The sequence below is a fragment of the Prolixibacteraceae bacterium genome (assembly GCA_019856515.1).
GTDB lineage: Bacteria > Bacteroidota > Bacteroidia > Bacteroidales > Prolixibacteraceae > Halosquirtibacter > Halosquirtibacter xylanolyticus.
In genome coordinates this window covers 1,076,522-1,096,898 of sequence record CP082230.1, presented here as the reverse complement: position 1 = coordinate 1,096,898, position 20,377 = coordinate 1,076,522, and the positions used below count along the sequence as shown (strand labels likewise).

At 35.7% G+C, this 20,377-nt stretch carries 8 protein-coding genes; 4 read left to right on the top strand and 4 right to left on the bottom strand.

Annotated elements, in window-relative coordinates; genetic code table 11:
• Positions 1 to 66: 66 nt before the first annotated feature.
• Both pflB and K5X82_03750 read right to left on the bottom strand, forming a co-directional pair.
• Positions 67 to 2,292 carry a formate C-acetyltransferase gene (gene pflB / locus K5X82_03755; protein ID QZT38021.1) on the bottom strand — a complete coding sequence of 742 codons (2,226 nt, stop codon included), beginning with the start codon at positions 2,290 to 2,292 and terminating at the stop codon, positions 67 to 69.
• A gap of 313 nt (positions 2,293 to 2,605) precedes the next feature.
• A complete protein-coding gene (locus K5X82_03750; GenBank protein QZT38020.1) occupies positions 2,606 to 3,139 on the bottom strand; it encodes a GNAT family N-acetyltransferase in 534 nt (177 codons plus the stop codon).
• Positions 3,140 to 3,289: 150 nt separating this feature from the next.
• Here K5X82_03750 and K5X82_03745 point away from each other — a divergent pair, with 150 nt between their 5' ends.
• From K5X82_03745 to K5X82_03730, 4 genes are all read left to right on the top strand, one after another.
• Positions 3,290 to 5,254 (top strand): family 20 glycosylhydrolase, encoded by a 1,965-nt coding sequence (locus K5X82_03745; protein ID QZT38019.1) that lies wholly within the window; start codon positions 3,290 to 3,292, stop codon positions 5,252 to 5,254.
• 136 nt (positions 5,255 to 5,390) lie between these two features.
• Positions 5,391 to 11,174 (top strand): carboxypeptidase-like regulatory domain-containing protein, encoded by a 5,784-nt coding sequence (locus K5X82_03740; GenBank protein ID QZT38018.1) that lies wholly within the window; start codon positions 5,391 to 5,393, stop codon positions 11,172 to 11,174.
• Positions 11,175 to 12,620: 1,446 nt separating this feature from the next.
• On the top strand, positions 12,621 to 15,647 hold the full coding sequence (locus K5X82_03735; protein ID QZT38017.1) for a TonB-dependent receptor: 3,027 nt from the start codon (positions 12,621 to 12,623) through the stop codon (positions 15,645 to 15,647).
• Positions 15,648 to 15,659: 12 nt separating this feature from the next.
• A complete protein-coding gene (locus tag K5X82_03730; protein ID QZT38016.1) occupies positions 15,660 to 17,192 on the top strand; it encodes a RagB/SusD family nutrient uptake outer membrane protein in 1,533 nt (510 codons plus the stop codon).
• A gap of 80 nt (positions 17,193 to 17,272) precedes the next feature.
• Here the strand turns inward: K5X82_03730 and K5X82_03725 are convergent, their stop codons facing one another.
• Positions 17,273 to 18,832: a sulfatase gene (locus K5X82_03725; protein QZT38015.1), complete on the bottom strand. Its 1,560-nt coding sequence runs from the start codon at positions 18,830 to 18,832 to the stop codon at positions 17,273 to 17,275.
• An 80-nt stretch (positions 18,833 to 18,912) separates the two neighbouring features.
• A complete protein-coding gene (locus tag K5X82_03720; protein QZT38014.1) occupies positions 18,913 to 20,313 on the bottom strand; it encodes a sialate O-acetylesterase in 1,401 nt (466 codons plus the stop codon).
• Between the last annotated feature and the right edge of the window lie 64 nt (positions 20,314 to 20,377).

Below are 20,377 nucleotides of genomic sequence, written 5' to 3'. Positions count from 1 at the left end.
CCTTAAAGCTATTTAAGGTTGGCTCTCTTCATGATATTTGTCTACTTAAGAATATCTTATAGTATTTTACATTTTATCGTGGAACGAACGAGAGATAACCTCTTGTTGCTGCTCTCTTGATAAGCGTGTAAAGTTAACTGCATAACCAGAAACTCGGATAGTAAGTTGTGGATACTCTTCTGGATTCTCCATCGCATCAAGAAGTGTTTCTCTATTAAGAACATTGACATTAAGGTGGTGTGCCTTACGACCAAAGTAACCGTCAAGAGTTGCTACAAGATTGATAACACGATCTTCTCTTTCTGCTCCAAGAGATTTAGGAACAATACTAAATGTATTTGAGATACCATCTTGAGAATCTTTATAGTCAATTTTTGCTACAGAGTTAAGAGATGCAATTGCACCGTGTGTATCTCTACCGTGCATTGGATTTGCTCCTGGAGCAAAAGGTACACCAGCACCACGTCCATCAGGAGTTGCTCCTGTTTTTTTACCGTAAACTACGTTTGATGTGATAGTTAATACGGATAATGTAGGGTCTGCATCTTTATATACTTTAAGTGCTTTCAATTCGTTGTTGAAGTGATTAACCACTTTTCTTGCGATATCGTCAACACGATCATCATCGTTACCGTATTTAGGGAACTCACCTTCGATCGAGAAATCTACAGTAAGACCATCATCGTTACGGATAGGTTTAACTTTTGTATGCTTAATTGCAGAAAGAGAATCGGCAACAATAGATAATCCAGCAATACCATAAGCGATATTGATCTTAGGATTGGTGTCCACTAGTGACATTTGTCCTTTTTCATAGTAGTATTTATCGTGCATGTAGTGGATGATGTTCATCGACTCATTATATACACGAGCAACTGAGTGCATGGCAATCTTAAAGTTTTCTACTACTTGGTCGTAATCAAGATATTCTCCGTCGAGTTCTTTGATTCCTGGTACCATCATTGTGTTTGTATTCTCACAACGACCACCATTAATAGCAAGAAGTAATGTCTTAGCTAGGTTGGTACGTGCTCCAAAGAATTGAATCTGTTTTCCAATCTCTTGGAAAGAGACACAACATGCGATACCATAATCATCAGAACAACGATTCTCACGCATTAGATCATCATTTTCATATTGAATAGATGAAGTGTCGATTGATACTTTAGAACAGAATCTTTTGAATCCTTCAGGAAGGCTTTGTGACCAAAGAATTGTAATATTTGGTTCCGGTGATGGCCCTAGGTTATATAGTGTTTGAAGGAAGCGGAAAGACGTTTTTGTTACTTTTGTTCTTCCGTCAGCAAGCATACCTCCAATAGACTCTGTTACCCAAGTTGGGTCGCCTGCAAAGATTTGTTCATAAGCATCCATTCTTAGATGGCGAACCATACGAAGCTTCATTACAAATTGGTCAATGTACTCCTGTGCATCTGCTTCTGTAATGGTTCCAGCTACAAGATCTTTTTGAATAAAGATATCAAGGAAAGAGGATACATTTCCAAGAGACATCGCTGCTCCATCTTGCTCTTTTACTGCTGCAAGATATGCCATGTATGTCCATTGAACAGCTTCTTTTGCATTATTCGCAGGTCTGTTAAGTTCTAGACCGTAACGGTTACCCATCTCAATCATCTCGCGAAGTGCTTTGATCTGCTCAGCCACCTCTTCACGAACACGAATACGAGCATCGTCCATTGGTCCAACCAAGCCATCCATATCTTGTTGTTTCGCTTGGATCAATGTATCAATACCATAAAGAGCCAAACGTCTGTAGTCTCCAATAACACGACCACGTGCGTAATTGTCAGGAAGACCAGTAAGGAATCCTAATGATCTAAATTTGCGAATCTCTTTTGTATATACATCAAAAACACCATCATTGTGTGTTTTAGCATACTTAGTAAATGTTTCTGTAACTTTAGGATCTACAGTCAGACCATGTTCCGTAACGGCCTTTTCTACAACATTGTAACCACCGTATGGTTTCATGGCTCTTTTCAGAAGCATATCTGTTTGAAGCCCTACGATTACCTCATCCTCTTTTTGGATATAACCGGCTTCAAAAGAGTTAATCGTTGAAACGATCTGAGTGTCAATAGCTCTAACACCATTGTTTTGACGCTCTTCTTTTAGCGCAACACGACATACATCCCATAAACGTTCTGTACGGTCAGTAGGTCCTAGTAGAAAAGAGTCATCCCCTTCATATGGGGTGATGTTTTGAACGACAAAGTTTCTAACATCAATGGACTCATTCCAATTTCCATTTTTAAATCCTCTATTAGACATATTAAGTAGTATATAGTTGAAATATATGTAGTTTTTAAAATCGATTGCAAATCTATTTATTTATACTTAATTTGAATAAATAATTTCTTCTAAATAAGGATTTTTTTCTCTGAATTAACGAAAGAGTAACACTGATACCTCCCTGTAGTCCTACGATTCAAATATTTAGAACGAATGTTCGATCTTTCAAAAAATGTTATTCTGTTCGACTTTTAGAATGACAAAGACGGGTTTTGGATGCAGAAAATGATATTATGATGTTTCTCATGCTTTATGTGATAAAAATACGCAATGAGATCTACTTAATGATAGTCTATTTTGTGATTCCATATAATGATAGTTTACGCTTGTAGCAAAATGATGTTGTGCCGTCTGTATGGTTTTGAAATGACTCTTTTTTAAATCCTAATTTCTCTACTAATGCAATACTACCTCTATTTTGTTCAAACATCTGTGCGATGATCACTTGTATACCGTATTCTAGGTACGCTTTATGGAAAATTTTGTCACATGCATGTTTTCCCACTCCTTTTTTCCAATAGCTATAGTCTATAATGATTCCTAATTCGGCACAATGCTTCTCTGTCTGTGTCATAAATAGACCAATTTCACCTATTACCTCTTGTGTGTCCTTTAGAACGATGGCGAATATTCCAAATCCATCATCGTAGTGTTCTTGGTATTTCTTCCATCTTTCGATTAACACTTTATCACTTTTACTATGTAGTGTTTCAGGAATATATTTCATGTTTTCTGCTCTACGATAGATTTTGATAAGTTGAGGATAGTCGGTATGATGGATTTGACGTATCTCGATTTGGAATGTTTCATTAAGGTTATTGTCCATAAAATATGTTGTTATAGTGAGAACTGTGTTTTTGAATCAGAAACTTAAATTATTGGACGATCCCCTGTATCTATTTTTGGATCATAATGTTTGTTTATTCGTTTGAAATACCGAAATTAAACGGAAATAACTGAAGATAAAACTAAGAATATGAAAAAGTATCTACTTCTAGCATTATATATGATGCTATCTGTTGAAATGATTGCCAGTAAAGAGACGATTATCCCTAAGCCACAAGTCACTATATGGGATGGTGGGACCAAAGTTCTTGACTTGAAACATTACTATATAGTAAATGACGTTGGAGAGATGATTAATCCTTTATTGAATATCTTTCTAAAAGAGATGAAGTCGGAGAGAAAGATAAAATATAGATCAAATGGAGTGCCGATAATATTTAAGAGAAATGAGCATGTTCAATCAACTTCTGGTTCTTATCGATTAACTATTTCTCAAAATATAACTATTGAAGCGAATGATTATCGAGGGTTCTTATATGGAACAAGGTCCTTGTTTCAACTTATCCGGTCTACTTCATTTGACGGGAGATTGTCTTTTAGAACGATTAATGATTATCCTAGCTATCAACATCGAATATTGATGCTAGATGTGGCTAGAAAGTTTATCCCTTATGAAGAGCTAAAAGATTATATCCGATCGATGGCATGGTTTAAGATGAATGAACTTCATCTTCATTTAAGTGATAACTCTTGGGGTGGTTATCCTGCGTATAGACTTCCTAGTACGAAATATCCTGAATTAACTTCGAAAGATGGACACTATTCGTGGGATGAGATACGAAGATTGCAAGATTTTGCTAAAATATACGGGGTGGTAATAACTCCTGAAATAGATTCACCAGGACACTCTTTGGCATTTACTCGTGTACGTCCAGATTTAAAAAGTAAATTGATCAGTGAGAATTATTTAGATATTTTAAATTCGAAGACGATTCCTTTTGTTCAGTCTATATTGGAAGAGGTCATTCCACATTTTGATGCTCCTGATTTTCATATAGGAACAGATGAGTATAGAATTCATCGCATCAAAGATCCTGAAATGAAACTTAAGATTGGCGAGGCATTTCGTGACTATATAAATCAGATGTCGAGATATGTTGAGACAAAAGGGAAGTCCTGTCGTATTTGGTCAGGATACGAACACATGCCAGGCAGGACCCTTGTCAATAAGAATACCATTATTGATATGTGGGAAACTAGTGATGCACAAAATAAATTAGATCAAGGGTATCGATTTATTAATTCATCTCACTATTACACATATATTGTTCCAGGTGCACCTTATTATGGTGTGGATGATAAATTCGTATTCGAAAAGTGGACTCCTCTTATGTTTGGTCCTAAAAAGGAAAGTAACCTTAAACAAAATAGTGAACAGCTTTTAGGTGGTGCATTACATGTGTGGAATGATTTCGGTCCCACGGGTTATACAACAAGTGAAATTGCTCGATTATCGTTACCCTCTTTGGCCATATTCTCACAAAAGCTTTGGGGTAGCCCTGTAAGTGGTTCATATGAAGATTTCCAAACCCAAAGATCTTCTGTAATGGATGTTCCCTTAAGTCATCTGTTAGATCGTGAAAAAGAGAAAGACAGAACAATTATAAAGCGTAACCATGCCAATTTGGATCCATCCAAGGCCTTAATTCTTAGTAAAGAAAAAAAGGAGATAACTTATCCATGGACACTAGAGTTGGAAATTTTCCCAAAAGATACCATAAAGGATGAAGTGGCAATTATCTCTTCTCGTAATGCTGCTTTATATTCAAGTGTAAAACATCTTTATAAAAAGAAAAAGACGAGTGAAATGAAAGAAGGAGTGACATTGGTTCGTGCAAACCAAAACTATTTTCATCATCCGTTAGATTCCCATCGCCCTGATATACTTGTCTATGACTATCAATTAAAGCCTGAAGAGTGGCAAACGATTAAGCTCATAGGTGAGAAGAATAAGACCACATTGTTTGTAAATGGGAAAGAGATAGGGAGCTATCCAATCCAAACGGTTTGTCCGATCCATATGCTAGGATCTGATAGGCAAATGGGTTTCAACGGAAGTGTGAGAAATCTAAAAGTGTACAATTATCTGAAGTGATTACTTCAAAATATAAGCATAATATAACAAGCAGAAGGGGCTATTGCCTCTTTTGTCTTTTGTGTAATATTGTTTCGTAATGTTAAAATGGTTAATTTTATGGTTATTCTATATTGAACATTAAAACAAATTGTGGATGAGAGACTTCAAAGCCTTAATTAGGAGTGTATTAAAGTATACATTGTTTCTAATAAGTTTTCTGTCAAATGCTATTGTATTTGCCCAGCAACCAAAAGAAGTGCCAAACCAAAGTGTATATACTTATCTGTTTAAGATAAATGAAAAGGAAGCCAAAGCGCTTTATCTCAGGTCTCATCCTCCTAAAAATGAGATGTATCACACTTTGGTCGATTCATTCCTAACGGATGGGGGCTACCTAAACTGTTTACCAGAAGGTCATTATATTATGTCTTGCCCTAATCTTAATGGTTTGGAAACATCAGTATTTTCTCAGTCAAATATATTCGCGAAGGTACTGGATAATGATCGAGATCTAATATTACAAATATATTCGTTGGATGGTAAACTCATTGATAATGCCTTGGTAAAGGTCGGTAATAGGAAAATAAATTATAACCAAGACACCAAGTCTTTTGTCGATTATAAATCAACCAAGAAAGGACTTGTTTCGATCGAATATGATGGGTTTACTTCTTTCTATAGCTTATCGTATGGACAATTAAGATATTCAAGCTACTACAGGCCCTTCAACTTAAGACGAAATTATTATTGCATGACGAACTTGTTTCGTAAGAAATATATCTCTTATAACGGATATTTGGTGTTCAATAAACCTATTTACCGACCTAAGGATACGGTAAAATACAAAGCTTTTATTGTAGATAAAAAGGGGATTCCAGTAAAAAAAGATTTGAATGTCCTGCTTCGAAACTATCCTGATCGTAAGATGATATCGACATTGTCTCCCTATGAAGATGGCGCTTATGAAGGTGAGTTTGTATTGAATGATTCGTTAAAACTTAAGCTAGACGCAGACTATTCTTTAGAATTAAGAGATAAGGATCAATCCTATATTCGCAACACATTTAAATATGAAGACTATCAGTTGAATAAGTCTCATTTTGAAGTCTCTTTACCTAGAACTAAGTACTATTGCGAAGATGTACTGTTAGATCTATTAGCACAAGATGAGAATAATTTAAATCTCATGGATGCCACTGTGGAGATTGTAGTAACTCCAAAGCGTGTTTCTCGACTATTCGATAAGCAGGGAGTAATAGGTGATACTTTGTTTACCACTACGACAGAGCTGATGACCCGAGGAAAAACAAGAATTTCGATTCCTTATACGGCGTTACCAAAAGCGAATATTTCATGTGATGTGACGGTGAAAATGGTAACCTCTGATGGCGAAACAATGGTAAAGCTTGCCCGTTTTGATTATTACCACGAGATGTCGGAGTTATCTTATCGTTTTAAGAATGATTCTATCTTGGTAGAATATTTAGTTAATGGGAAACCGGTGGAGAAAAATGTCACAGTGACAGTACTTGATCAGTTTAATAACGACCAACAGATCGCATCCAACAACACACCTTTCTGTTTTCCTCTTCAAACAATTCATAGATCGTATAAGATTTCTTCGGATTCTATATCTAAGAGGATAAATATGAGTAGGTTATCTTCTAGAGTAGATTGTTTTACCTATAGAGATATGGATTCGCTGATGGTGAAAGTCTATAATCCTTATAAGATCCCTTTCAGGTACACGATCTTAGCCAAAGATAAAATAGTGCAAGAAGGGTATGGTAAAACGCTACATTTTAAGGAACTTAATCCACGTAAAGAAAATTATAGTGTTTCGTTACAATACTTATGGGCGGGAAAAGTATTGAAAAAGAATCTAGATATTCGATACAATGCAGACCAATTGAATCTTTTGGTCAAACAACCTCGTTTGGTATACCCTGGTCAAAAGTCAAAAATAGAAGTGGTGGTAAAAGACCCAAAAGGCTTGCCTGTAGAGAATGTGGATCTGACGGCATATGGAGTGACTAAAAAATTCAATGCTCCAGCTCCTCAAGTCCCACTTCTAGGTAAATCTAAAAAAACGAAGCTAAAAAGTAAGAGTCATGAGATGCATAAAAAATATGAATCCCATACATCATATTTAGACTATCCTTTTTGGCAAAAGAAAGCGGGACTAGATACGTTATTGTATTATCAAGTTTATTATCCTGGGAATGATGTCTTTAGTTATGAATATACCCCATTAGACACTATAACGCAGTTTGCACCCTATGTGATGCATAATGGTAAAAGACAGGATGTTAGGGTTGTGTATGTCGATGGGGTACCTGTATATTTTAATTGGATGTCAGGGAGTAATCCATATTCTTTTAGAATTGACCCAGGGTATCATCAAATAAAGATGAGACTGGACCGCTATGAAATCGAAGTGGATAGTGTTCTTTTTAATCAAGGTAAAAAATTGATATTTTCCATGGACATGATGGGGAGTGCTAAAAATGTAACTAGAACCAAAACAAAAAAATATTTTACACCAGAAGAGATCACATTGTTCTCAAAGTATATTCAGAGTTATCATCATGTTGTAGCGGATCGTCTGTCTTATATTCAAAGTGGAAGTGATATCTTAATGTTAGACAACAAGATAAAAAAGGGTGCTTGGCCAAAATATGTTGGCCCAATCCATAATGTAGACCTTCAATTATATATTGAAGGAAATAAGCCACAATCCTTTACTTTTGATCCACATATTCGGTATGGTTTTCTTAAAAACAGAATGTTAAAGTATGAACTTTATAGTAACGTATGCTATGATAAGTTAGACTCTTATCAGGCTAATGATCTCTTTGATGAAGTTCTAACACAACGTAAAATAGATTTGTTATACAAATCACACCAAATATCTGTTCGAAATTCACCTGTTGAATTCCTATCACTGATAAAAAGAAATGGAGCAGCTCGTCTAGTGTTAATCGCGTCAAGGAATGAAAAATTTAATCCCGAAAGGCCTGACAAATTAGTACTACTTAATGAGGAGGATAGCACGTATCATCGTGTGTTTGAGTATCATGATCATTTAACCATAGATCGTCTTAAGGAAGGGAATTATCGTGTCGTTCTTTTTTATAAAGATCAGAAGTATCATATCGTTACACCAATAAAAGTAACTTCGCTTGGCTTGAGTTACAGGAAATATGACCTCCCAATACTTTATAAAGAAGATGCTTATAGCTCTTATATACAAAGCTTGGTAGATCTTGGTGTTGAAAATAGTAAAGTGATAGAACGAATTCTGCCAAATAATACAGCGAGTTTGTATCTTCCTATACAAAAATATCATACCAAGTCGCATGTTCCGAACTCTTATTATTGTATTTCAGGATACGTTTATGATAAGAAGTCAAAAGAGCCTCTTTCTGGTGTCACGATTATGTCGGAGGATAAAGCTATTACTACAAAATCCGATGATAATGGATTTTATAGATTACCACTTTCTTATGGTAATTTGACTTACTCATATCCTGGATTTGAGCGTGTGAAAATAGCTGTTAAGTCACCATACCCTGAGAAAACCGAAGAGGTATTTACCTTAAAAGAAGGAGATTTTGAAATAAAAGGAGTGCTTACGGGTTATAGTAGCAAAGCCCAGTCTGATGATCCAATGAAGTCTTTTGTGGCGGATGAAGCAATGTTTGCCGACCAACTGAATACATTAAAAGGTCAACGTGAGCATATTGCAGTGAAGGTTACACAAAAGGATAATGCTTTGATCTTTTATAAAGGCGAAGAATCTTATTCTTTTGTCCATAAGCCATTGGTTTTACTAAATGGTAATGTATTTATGGGAGATCCGATCTCTTTAAATAATATCGAAGCTCAAAGTGTTAAGGTCGTCAATGGTGATGATGCATTCCTGTTGTATGGTAGAAGTGCAAAAAATGGTGTCATTGAGTTGCAAATAGATCATTCAATTTATCAAAAGCTTGTTTCTGTGGCATACGATGAAGCGGTGGGGGAATCAATCCCAGAACAATCGATCCGAACAAATTTCTCTGATTATGCTTTTTGGCAGCCTAGGTTGAGAACTGATAAAGAGGGGCGAGCTACTTTTGACGTAACATTTCCTGATGATGTAACCAATTGGAAGACTAACTTCATTGCGATGAATGGTCATCGTCAATCAGGTTTTATTAGTAGTGAGATAAAATCCTATAAACCATTGACAGCACAACTTGCTACACCACGTTATCTGATCCTAGGGGATACGGTAAAGGCTATTGGAAAGACGCTTAACTACAGTGAGGATGATGTGTCTGTAGAAACTCATCTTGAAGTAAATGGGAAAAAGATATACTCGCGCTATCATGATGGTGTCTCTAAAATGGTAGATACAATAACCATCTGTGCTGATGCCGATACTTTATCTATGACTTATCTTCTTCAAGAAAAGAATGGATATGTGGATGGCGAAAAACGAGATATCCCAGTTTTTGCCAAAGGAATGGAAACCTATCGTTATCGAAACTATTATTTCGATCGAGATACGACTATTTCGCTATCTTTTGATGCCAGCAAAGGGCCCGTGAAGTTTACGGTTCAATCGAGTTCGTATGATCTATGGGAGGAGAAAATAAAAGATGTTAGAGTTTACAAATATGACTGTACCGAACAACTTTCATCTAAATTGATTGCCTTATTGGCCAAAAAGCAAATTGTCGAATCTAAAGGAGATAGATTTCTTAACAATGCAAAAGTTAAACGTTTAATTCGCCTTATTGAGGAGCGACAAAGATGTGAAAACTTATGGGGTTGGTGGATTGGTGACCAACCTAGATTGTGGATCTCTTTACATGCGGTTGATGCTCTATTTCAAGCAGAACAGATGGGGTATACTATTCATGTGTCAAAAAAAATGTTGACAACTCGTTTACAAGAATATCTGTTTGATTTTGTGTATGTGGATAAGCAAATAAACGCTTTGAAGATTTTAAAACGAATAAATGCACCTGTTGACTACGAACAGTACATTAAAAAGTTCGATGACCGCAAAAATAGTTCTATACACACTAAATTATCCTTGATAGAGCTAAAGCAACTGTGTGGTTTAGATTATGATATAAAAGAGATTGACACATATAAGGAAGTCGATTCATTTGGACTGCTATCGTTCTCAAGCGATAGTAAAGAATATACTGTGAATCGAGGACGAGTTGTAAATACATTAATCGCTTATCGAATCCTGAAGAACGATCCTCAAAGCCCTTCGGAAGAGGTGGGATCATTGCAACGATTCTTTTTATGTAACAGTGATCTGTGGTGTAATACCTATTTGTCTTCATTGGTAATACAAACTATCTTGCCAGACTTAATTCAAAGTAAAACAAATACCAAGGTGCCGAAATTGATCCTTTCAGGAGGATTAAATAAAACCATTACTGCATTTCCTGTAGAGTTGGAATTAGATCCTACAAAAGAGATGACCGTTCAAAACGTTGGAGGCGTAGTAAATATTATGGCTTCACAAAAGCATTGGATAGAAAATACTACGTTAAAGAATAGTGATTGTGCTATAAAGACTTATTTCAAAGATAAGGTAGGGAATGCATTGAAAGTAGGAGAGGCGGTGAAATTAATAGCACAGGTGGAAGCCCCTAAAAATGCCGACTATGTAGCCATCCATGTTCCAATACCTGCGGGATGTAGCTATGTGAGTAAAAAGCCATTCTATAAAGGGGAAACCCATCGCGAATTCCATAAGAATGAAGTGACCATATTCTGTTCTCAGTTGAAAGCTGGAACGTATGAGTTTGAAATAGAACTATTACCACGCTATGCTGGTACCTTTACGATGAATCCCGCAAAGATTGAGATGATCTATTTTCCCGGTTATAATGCAAACAATGAAATGAAGCAGGTGATTATAAGATAATAGCATATATCAAACCAAATATGAGGTAATACTCATTTCTCTATATGAGATAGTTTTCAGTATAGGTGTTATTCATTCCCCAATAATATTCACATAATATTATTGGGGATTTTTATTTTGTCTATAACGAGTTTGAATTTAAAATAGCAATATATCAAAGAGTTGAGCCCTTTAAAGTAACCTTTCCCTGAATAACATGCTACTATCCTCTGCCTTCTTTGGGGTATCATTTAAAGTTCATGCGAAGATCCCTCACCCAAAATGAAAAATCGATGAATGATCTTCGAATGAACTTTGAATGAATTTCGAGCAATCTCAGTAGAAAGACTGAGGATAGTAGCTTGTTTGTATAGCCTGTGTGATATAGAAGTTGTAAGATATGATGATGGGATCATCAATATCTCTTTCTATATTACTATAGGAGTAAATCAGAATACTTGAGTTGTTGTGTGTGTGCGGCTTGCAGTTTGTTCGTTTGTATTTGATTCCCTCTATTTAGGGCTAGGATTGGATATGAAAATTAAATCAATAGTTGCCTGTCGCTTATATGACAGGTCTTTGTATCGTAATATTTAAAAATCGATCCAGGGATTGTATAACTTCCACTGAATAGGGTTAAGTCGCTTCTTCTATCTGAAGATAATTACCTTATAGAATATTTAGATTAATATCTTTTTGTTTTTTACTATCGATCTCTAATGTATAACATAAAAGGATCTAATCGAATGGATCTCAACTAATGTTGTAGGAATTTAGCAAAGCGTTCGTATTAGAAGATTAGGTGACCATCTATTCGTTTTAATCTAAAAAGATGTTATTATTTAGATCTAATGCAGAAAAAGAGATGGGGGGTGTCATTAGACTGGTTACAATTCATTGAATTCATCTTTAGTCGTGGAAATGGCTAAACATCTAGCAGGTAGGCAATAAAAGACTTGATGTAAGGTCTATTTTATCAAATATATTATATAACATATTGTTTTTTTACTCTTAATGTCGGATTTTAAAATATAAATTAACAAAATTATCACTTTGTGTTATGTTTATTCTCCATCGGTTTTTATGTCAATAAAGAGTTGATTTTGGGATAAGTTTAGGTTGTTTGTTTTAGTGATGATATTTATTTGTTAGTGATGTTTTTATTATGAAAATGAGGGATTGGTATTTTAATGTATAAATGTTACATAGATGTAAATAAGGTTACTTTGATGTTACTTAAATGGTTGATTTCAGTTACAATGACAATTTAATAATGAACAATTTTGGTCGATCAAACAATGCAATAGGAGCTGTTTTGTAAAGATGGGACATCATTTTTGACATGGGTATAGATGTCAAATTAGTTTATATGTACTTTCTACTTGCCACCTATTGCTGACTAACGTTGAAAACTAATATAAATTGAACTGTATGAATAGGTACATCTGCTTACTGATACTTATATGTATGAGTATATCAGTAAATGCGCAAACAAGCAAAATTACAGGAGCCATCTTTGACGAGAAGGGGCAACCTTTGCCTGGCGTGGCTGTAATGATTAAAGGAACGACTAAAGGAACGGCATCAGATTTTGATGGGAAATATGCAATTGATGCAATAGGCAATTCAACGTTGATTTATTCGTATTTAGGTTTCCAAAACCAGGAAGTATTAATAAAAGGTAGGACTCAAATTGATGTTACAATGAAAGAGAACATAACTTCTCTTGATGAAGTTGTTGCTATCGGTTATGGTTCAATGAAGAAAAAAGATCTAACAGGCTCTGTTGCCTCTGTTAAATCAGAGGATATTACCAAAAGTGCAGGAGCAACACTTGACCAAGGTCTTCAAGGTAAAGTTGCTGGAGTCCATGTTATGCAAAACAGTGCTACTCCAGGTGGTGGTGTTTCAGTAAGGATACGAGGTGTTGGAGGTTTTAATAATAGTGAGCCATTGTATGTCGTTGATGGTGTACCTATTGCAGCTTCAGGATCTGAGAATAGCAATCCGCTATCATCTATTAATCCGAATGATATCGCCTCGTTAGATATTCTTAAAGATGCGGCTTCGGCAGCAATTTATGGAGCAAGAGCAGCCAATGGGGTAATTATTATTACTACGAAGAAAGGAAAGAAGGGAGAAGGTGTTGTATCTTATAATGGTTACTATGGTGTACAAAAAATATATAATGCTGTAGAGACAATGACAGGAGCTGATTATGCTCAATATATGAAAAATGCGAGTACTATTCTTGGAAAGGACTATCCATTAAATGATCCAGAAAGTTATGGAGAAGGCACAGATTGGGTGGATGCGATTACTCAAATTGCGCCAATTCAAGATCATCAGATCTCATTCTCTGGAGCTAGTGATAAAGGTCATTTCTTCATTTCTGCAGGATACTTGTCACAAGAAGGAACTACTAAAGGTACTTCATTCGAGCGTTTTACGTTGAGAACAAATGTAGATAGACAAATTAAAGAGTGGTTTAAGGTGGGAGCAAACATAAGCTTTTCTAACTCAAAACAGAACAATCTGAGTGGTGGTAGAAATAATTTTAATAGTTTGATTACCTCTGCCTATACTTTCTACCCAACGATTCCTGTGTATGATGAGAATGGAAATTATTCTCCCACAGAAAAGAATTCGTTATATAAACCCATAGGAAATCCGTTATTTTTTGCTGAAAGAGAACGTTATCCAGCAGAAACAAATAAGTTCATGGCGAATGTGTTTGCCAATTTAAATCTTACCAAAGATTTAAGTTTTAAAACTGCTGTTTCCTATACATATACTGGGAGTTATAAAAAAGGAATTTCAGATACTTATGATTTAGGGACAGCAATCCAAGATCGTCAAAGTGTAGGAAGAGGTTTTGGACGATCAACAAATCTTCTTCATGAAAATACTTTAAATTATAAATTGAAATTTGGGAGTAGTAGCTTACAGTCTACTTTAGGCCAGAGTTATCAGGAAAGTGTCTCTGAGAATCTAAATGTCGGTACTAAATATCAGGATAATGGATATTATGTGGTTAGTGCTAATGGTGTTGATCCATCCACGATATCTAATGGCATTCAAGAGCATGGAATGTTATCTTTCTTCGGAAGGGTATTTTTAAACTTAGATGAGCGATTCTTAATTACAGCCAATATTAGACGTGACGGATCTTCTCGTTTTGGATCAAATAATAAGTGGGGGGTATTCCCATCAATCTCTGCAGGATGGCGTATTTCTGAAGAGGCATTTTTCCCTAAAGAAGGCATTATATCTTCGATGAAAATAAGAGGTGGATGGGGGCAAGTCGGTAATAACGGTATTGGTAACTATGCCTATTCCGCTTCGATGGTGTCTGGTTTCTCTTATCCTTTTGGTGATAATTATGGTAAAGTTACGAATGGTGTAGCCTCAAGGAGCTTAGCGAACCCGGATGTAATGTGGGAAACAGTGACGCAAACGAGTTATGGTGTGGATGCATATTTGTTTGATAATAAACTAAGTGTTACAGCTGAATATTTCACAAAACATCATAGTGATATGTTGATTAGTGTACAGCAATCAGCAGTTACGGGGATTTCTTCTGGATCCAATCCTGGTTCTATGGTACAAAATATTGCTGAATTGACTAATTCTGGTGTGGAATTGTCTTTGAACTATACTAATAATATTGATCGATTGACTTATACTGTTGGTGGTAATATTACCACATTTAATAACAAAGTGTGGAATGTTGGAAGAAAAGGATACTACGAAAGTTTCTCTTTCCAAGGGTCACGATTGACTCGAACTCAAGAAGGCCGTGAGCTTGGTGAGTTCTATGGTTATGTTGCAGACGGACTATTTCAAAAAGGAGAAGCAGACAGTTATACAACAACATTAGAAGATGGAACAAAGCAAAAAATCCAACCTAATGCAGCAGATGGTGATATTCGGTTTAAAGATTTGAATGGTGATGGAGAAATCACTGAGGATGATCGTACATTCATCGGTAGCCCTGTTCCAGATTTTACCTATGCACTAAATGCAGAAGTAAGTTATGCTAATGTTTCTTTAAGCGTTGCATTTAATGGTGTCTATGGTAATGATGTGATGAATTTAACAAAACGATCAATGTTGGATCCAACACGTGGAGAGAATAAAATGGTACACCAACCTTGGACGCCTGAGATGCCAAATACACCTTACTTTAGAGCTCACCCAAATGATCCGAATCAAAATATTAGATTCTCAAGTTATTATGTGGAAAGTGGGGCATATCTGAGATGTTCACTAATTCAGTTGGGGTATGAATTGCCAAAAGGAGTAAAAAAGGCCATGCATTTCTCTAAATTCAGGATTTATGGTAGTGTGAAGAATCCTTTTACATTCACGAATTATTCAGGAGTTGACCCTGAAGTGGGTGCTAATGGAGGAAGTAACCTACAATCAGGTGTAGATCATTTCTTATATCCTCCATCAAGGACTTTTATTATGGGTGTAAATATTAGCTTCTAAAAGTAAAAAAAGATGAAGAAAAATATAATTTTATATATAGTAGCACTCATTACATTATATGGGTGTGATGATGTCTTAAATAAGACTGATATGAATGGACAAAATTCAGGTACATTCATGAAGTATGCTAGTCAGGTCGGTGATGCTGTAACAGCTGTTTATGATCCTTTAAGCTATGGAGGACTTTATAGTTGGTCATTCATTGTGCTTGGAGAAGCTCCTACTGATAATATTTATAATCCATGGGGTGATGGTGGTTTTGGTCCAGATTTAGTCTCAATTCATTATTTCCGATGGAAGAATACCAACCAATATTTTGGTAGCAGATGGAATGCTTGTTATAAAGGAATTGTAAGAGCAAATTATGTTTTAGATAATATTGATAATGCAGGTGATCTGTCTCCAGATATGAAAGATCGATATATCGGAGAGGTGTTGTTTTTAAGATCGTTATTCTATTTTAACCTTGTTAGTGGCTTTGGAGATGTCCCTTTTCCAACAACTGTGTTAGCCCCTGAGAAGGCAAACACAATCAAGAAAACAGCTTCTAATGAGATTTGGAGTCAGTTAGATAAAGATCTTTTAAATGCAGCACTAAAATTACCTGTTAGTTATGGTAAATCTGAAGTAGGAAGGGTAACTAAAGGTGCAGCATATGGATTATTAAGTCGTATTCGTTTATGGACTAAAGATTATAAAGGTGCAGCAGAAGCAGCAACAGAAGTAGAGAAACTTGGTTACAGCTTGGTTGATTCTAACGATTTTGTACATATGTTTGATGGAATGAAACAGAATAGTAATGAGTCTATTTTTGAAGTACAGTTTGTCGGTGGTAAAGGTAAATATTGGAGTGCAGAATCTGCTGAGACAACTATTCTACAACATATATGGCCACGTATCTCTTGGGGGCAATATCTACGCCCTAGAAAAGTAAATGATGAAAATGGAAATAAGGTATATGATATTTTAGATATATTTGAAAAAGATGATATTCGTAGGCAGGGCTCAATTCTTATTGCAGGGGTAGACAAGATCAATTATCCTGAATTCAATAAGACAAGTGTTTTTCCTGATTTTGATTTGTACAAAGATTTTAGAGCTGATTTAAAAGAAAAAGGGGCATTGCAAATGCGTAAGTTTCTTTATCATGATCCAGCGTATTGGAGAGCAGGAGGAAAGTATTTTTCGGTGGGATCAGCTATCAATGTTCCTGTAATAAGATATGCTGAAGTAATTCTTAATCGAGCGGAAGCTTTAGCAATGATTCCTGGAAAGACTGCAGAGGCTTGGACAGAGTTGAAGAAAATTAGAGATAGAGCTGGCTTAACAATGGACGGTATCTCAGATAGTGATGCAGATGCATTATTAGTTCAGATTAAGAAAGATCGTAGAGTCGAGCTTCTTTTTGAAGGACATCGTTGGGGAGATTTGAAAAGATGGGGGGAGTTAAATGATCTTGTAGATGCAGGATTAAATTACAATTCTTCATATGAATATTGGCCAATACCATCTAATGAGGTTAATATAAATCCTAATTTAAAATAATTGGAGTTTCAAAATATGCAAGGAGCATTCTTACATAAGAATGTTCCTTGCATGATATCAATCTAAATCCTATCTATCTATTAGGGCTCTTCTATGATTTCTATTTCATCTGGCAATGGGACTTTTTCTCCTGTTTTTGCAATGATAGGCAGTTGGGCTTTTACCTCTCGTAGATAATCAGAAAGCTTTTTTGCCAATTGTTTTGTTCTGTCTTTTTGTTGGCATGCTAGGTTGTAGTGTTCGCCAATATCTTCTTTGATATTGAATAATTCAAATTTTTGATTGGTATGGTAGTATATTAATTTCCAATCCCCTTCTCTTATGGCACTATAGAAAGATATACCCGGTCCAGATGGCCCCCAGAAATTAGGTGAGTGCCAAAATATAGGTCGTTTGTTATTGATGTTTTTTTGTCCTTCTAAGAGTGGTGTGAAAGATTTTCCATCAATCGGCTGGTGCTTATTTGGGAGCTCTTTGACCTGAGCTATTTCAAGTATGGTTGGAAAGAAATCTTCAATAATGACATAGTCATCACATTTAGTATTAGGTTTTACTACTTGTGGCCATTTTACAATCATTGGTTCTCTAATTCCCCCTTCTCTAATTGAACCTTTACCACTAGATAGAGGATAGTTGTGGGTATGAGCTAATCCTCCACGGGCTAATGCACTTAGGCCACCATTGTCAGACATGAAAAGAATAACTGTGTTTTTCTCTAAATTATTCTTTTTGAGATAGTACATTATATCTCCTAAACTTTTGTCCATTCCTTCAACCATGGATGCATATTTTGCTTCTATTGGGCTTAATCCTTGATCAATGTATTTCTGAACGAAACGATCGTCTCCCATAATAGGTGAATGAACTGCATAATGTGCCATGTAAAGAAAGAATGGTTTCTGAGAAGGAACAGAGTCTGTAACTACTTGAAGAGCTTTTTGTGTTAATGCTTCTGTTAGAAAGATATCTTTCCCATGAAATTCTTCTAAACCAGGTATGTTCCAAATAGAATTTTTCTTTTGGGGTTTAGCAAAATTATCGCTCCCTAAATATGAAGCAGGCCCTCCTGCAGCATGTCCTGCAATATTCACATCAAACCCAAGTGATCGAGGATCTTCGGTAGGAGTTCCAATGGCACCGAAATGCGCTTTTCCGCAATGAATTGTGTAATAACCATTGTCCTGAAGGACTTTTGGAAGAGGTTGAGGAGTGTATGCTGTGTGAGATACAGCTTGATCCACCCCGACACCATTATAATTCCATTCAGGTATTTTTAGTCCTTTAGGTGACCCCTGGTTCATCTTATCTTTGTATAGTGTCCAATTGGTCACTCTATGTCTTGCCGCATTCATTCCAGTCATAAGACTCACTCTAGTGGGAGAGCATATGGCACATGCATAAGCTTGTGTAAACATCATCCCCTCTGATGCTAATTTCTCCATGTTGGGAGTGTGAAACTGTTTGTTGAGATATGTTTCTTTATTCCAAAATGGTAGAGATGTATCTTGCCACCCCATGTCATCCACCATGAATACGACAATATTGGGTTGCAATTTTTTTGATGTTTTCTTAGCTTGGACTAATTGCGAGGAGGCAAGAAGAGCTAGGGTAAGGACTTTCGTTGTGTGTTTAAAATTCATCTTGTTTAAATGAAAAGTTGTTAGATAATTTACTCTCTAAAGAATCTTGAGTTTTTAGTGAGTAATTTTTTTTTGATGGACTACCACTTATCTGTACGAAAAGAAGATAGAGGAAGATCGTGCGAATCATAGATATTACCAATAAAGAAATTTCTCCATCCATATCTTACAGCAATAGGTTGTGTAACATTTTTTGAAGATACTTCAATTTTATTTCGACCAACGATCTTTGCTTTGGCAGGGTAGAATTTCTTATTTATGCCTGCTATTTCAAAATATTTTAGATCTTTATCATTACAATGTAAACCTTCATTTGCATCCTTAAATTGTAGAACAATTTTATTTTCATCAATCTTATGGGTTTCATATCTTGGGCTAGATGCATCTATGGCTGTCATACCATATGCTTGGTTTAAAGCTAGTCTCAAGAAACGATCAGCAATAGGTTTTTTCTTATGTGGGTGTATATTCCCTTTTTCTCCTACATCACTTGTAATCACAATGCCTCCTTGGGAGATCATATTTGCTGCTTTGATTTGCGCTTCCCTGATATACTGAGATTGTGATGGCGGTTTATATCCAAAAGGTGCAATTTGTGCCATATATATTGGGAAATCTTGTTGAAATATAGAACGCCAATCATTTGCTAAGTCTTGATACTGTTGAATATATAATTGTGGTGTTTTTCTGTCAGATTCCCCTTGATACCAAAGTGCACCTTTAATCCCATATGGAGCTAATGGTTTTAACATTGCATTATATATTGCTGATGGAATATCATTGTTCCACTTAGTGTACTTTAGATTCTTTAGATCGTATTGATTGTATTTTTTCAACGTCTCTTTACTTAACCACGCTGAGATGTAGCTTCCCCCATAGGAGGTGTGAATAATACCAATAGGAACATTAAGTGTTTGATGAAGTTGTAGTGCAAACATATATGCGATAGCACTTGTATTGGCTGCATTTTGAGGAGTGGAAATTTCCCATTTTTCTTTTGATAGTAGAGTGTCAGATGGGACTAGACTGACTTTACGATCAACATCAAATATTCTAATTTTGGATTGGTTTGAAGCCAATAAAATCTGGTCTCTCTCTAGTGGATAGCTTCCATAACTTCCTTTTAGATTGAAGTTCATGTTCGATTGTCCTGAAAATAACCAAACCTCACCTAATAAAATATTCTTGAATAGTTGTTTTTCATTCGCCGATTTAACTTCTAATTGATAAGGTCCTCCTGCTTGAGTAGTAACGACACTTACAGTCCACTTTCCTTTACCGTTAGCATATGTTGTATAGCTTTTTTTATTCCAAGAAGTTTTAATACGAATCTTCTTTTCTGGAGTAGACCATCCCCATATCTTCACGGTATCGTTTCTTTGCAGGACCATGTTGGAACCAATTATCTGAGGAATTTTTAAGGACTGTGCATAAATTGCACTAGTCCATAAGAACATTAGAAGTAAAATTGATTGTTTCATAAGCTTGTGTGTTTTTCTAGTCTTTATTGAAAGGTAAACTCAATTAGTTATTGTATCTAACTCA

What these genes read in the sequence shown, in the direction of transcription:
- K5X82_03740 (QZT38018.1), top strand. Translation starts at nt 5,391, where the DNA reads ATGAGAGACTTCAAAGCCTTAATTAGGAGTGTATTAAAGTATACATTG.
- K5X82_03735 (QZT38017.1), top strand. Translation starts at nt 12,621, where the DNA reads ATGAGTATATCAGTAAATGCGCAAACAAGCAAAATTACAGGAGCCATC.
- K5X82_03745 (QZT38019.1), top strand. Translation starts at nt 3,290, where the DNA reads ATGAAAAAGTATCTACTTCTAGCATTATATATGATGCTATCTGTTGAA.
- K5X82_03720 (QZT38014.1), bottom strand. Translation starts at nt 20,313, where the DNA reads ATGAAACAATCAATTTTACTTCTAATGTTCTTATGGACTAGTGCAATT.
- K5X82_03750 (QZT38020.1), bottom strand. Translation starts at nt 3,139, where the DNA reads ATGGACAATAACCTTAATGAAACATTCCAAATCGAGATACGTCAAATC.
- K5X82_03730 (QZT38016.1), top strand. Translation starts at nt 15,660, where the DNA reads ATGAAGAAAAATATAATTTTATATATAGTAGCACTCATTACATTATAT.
- K5X82_03725 (QZT38015.1), bottom strand. Translation starts at nt 18,832, where the DNA reads ATGAATTTTAAACACACAACGAAAGTCCTTACCCTAGCTCTTCTTGCC.
- pflB (QZT38021.1), bottom strand. Translation starts at nt 2,292, where the DNA reads ATGTCTAATAGAGGATTTAAAAATGGAAATTGGAATGAGTCCATTGAT.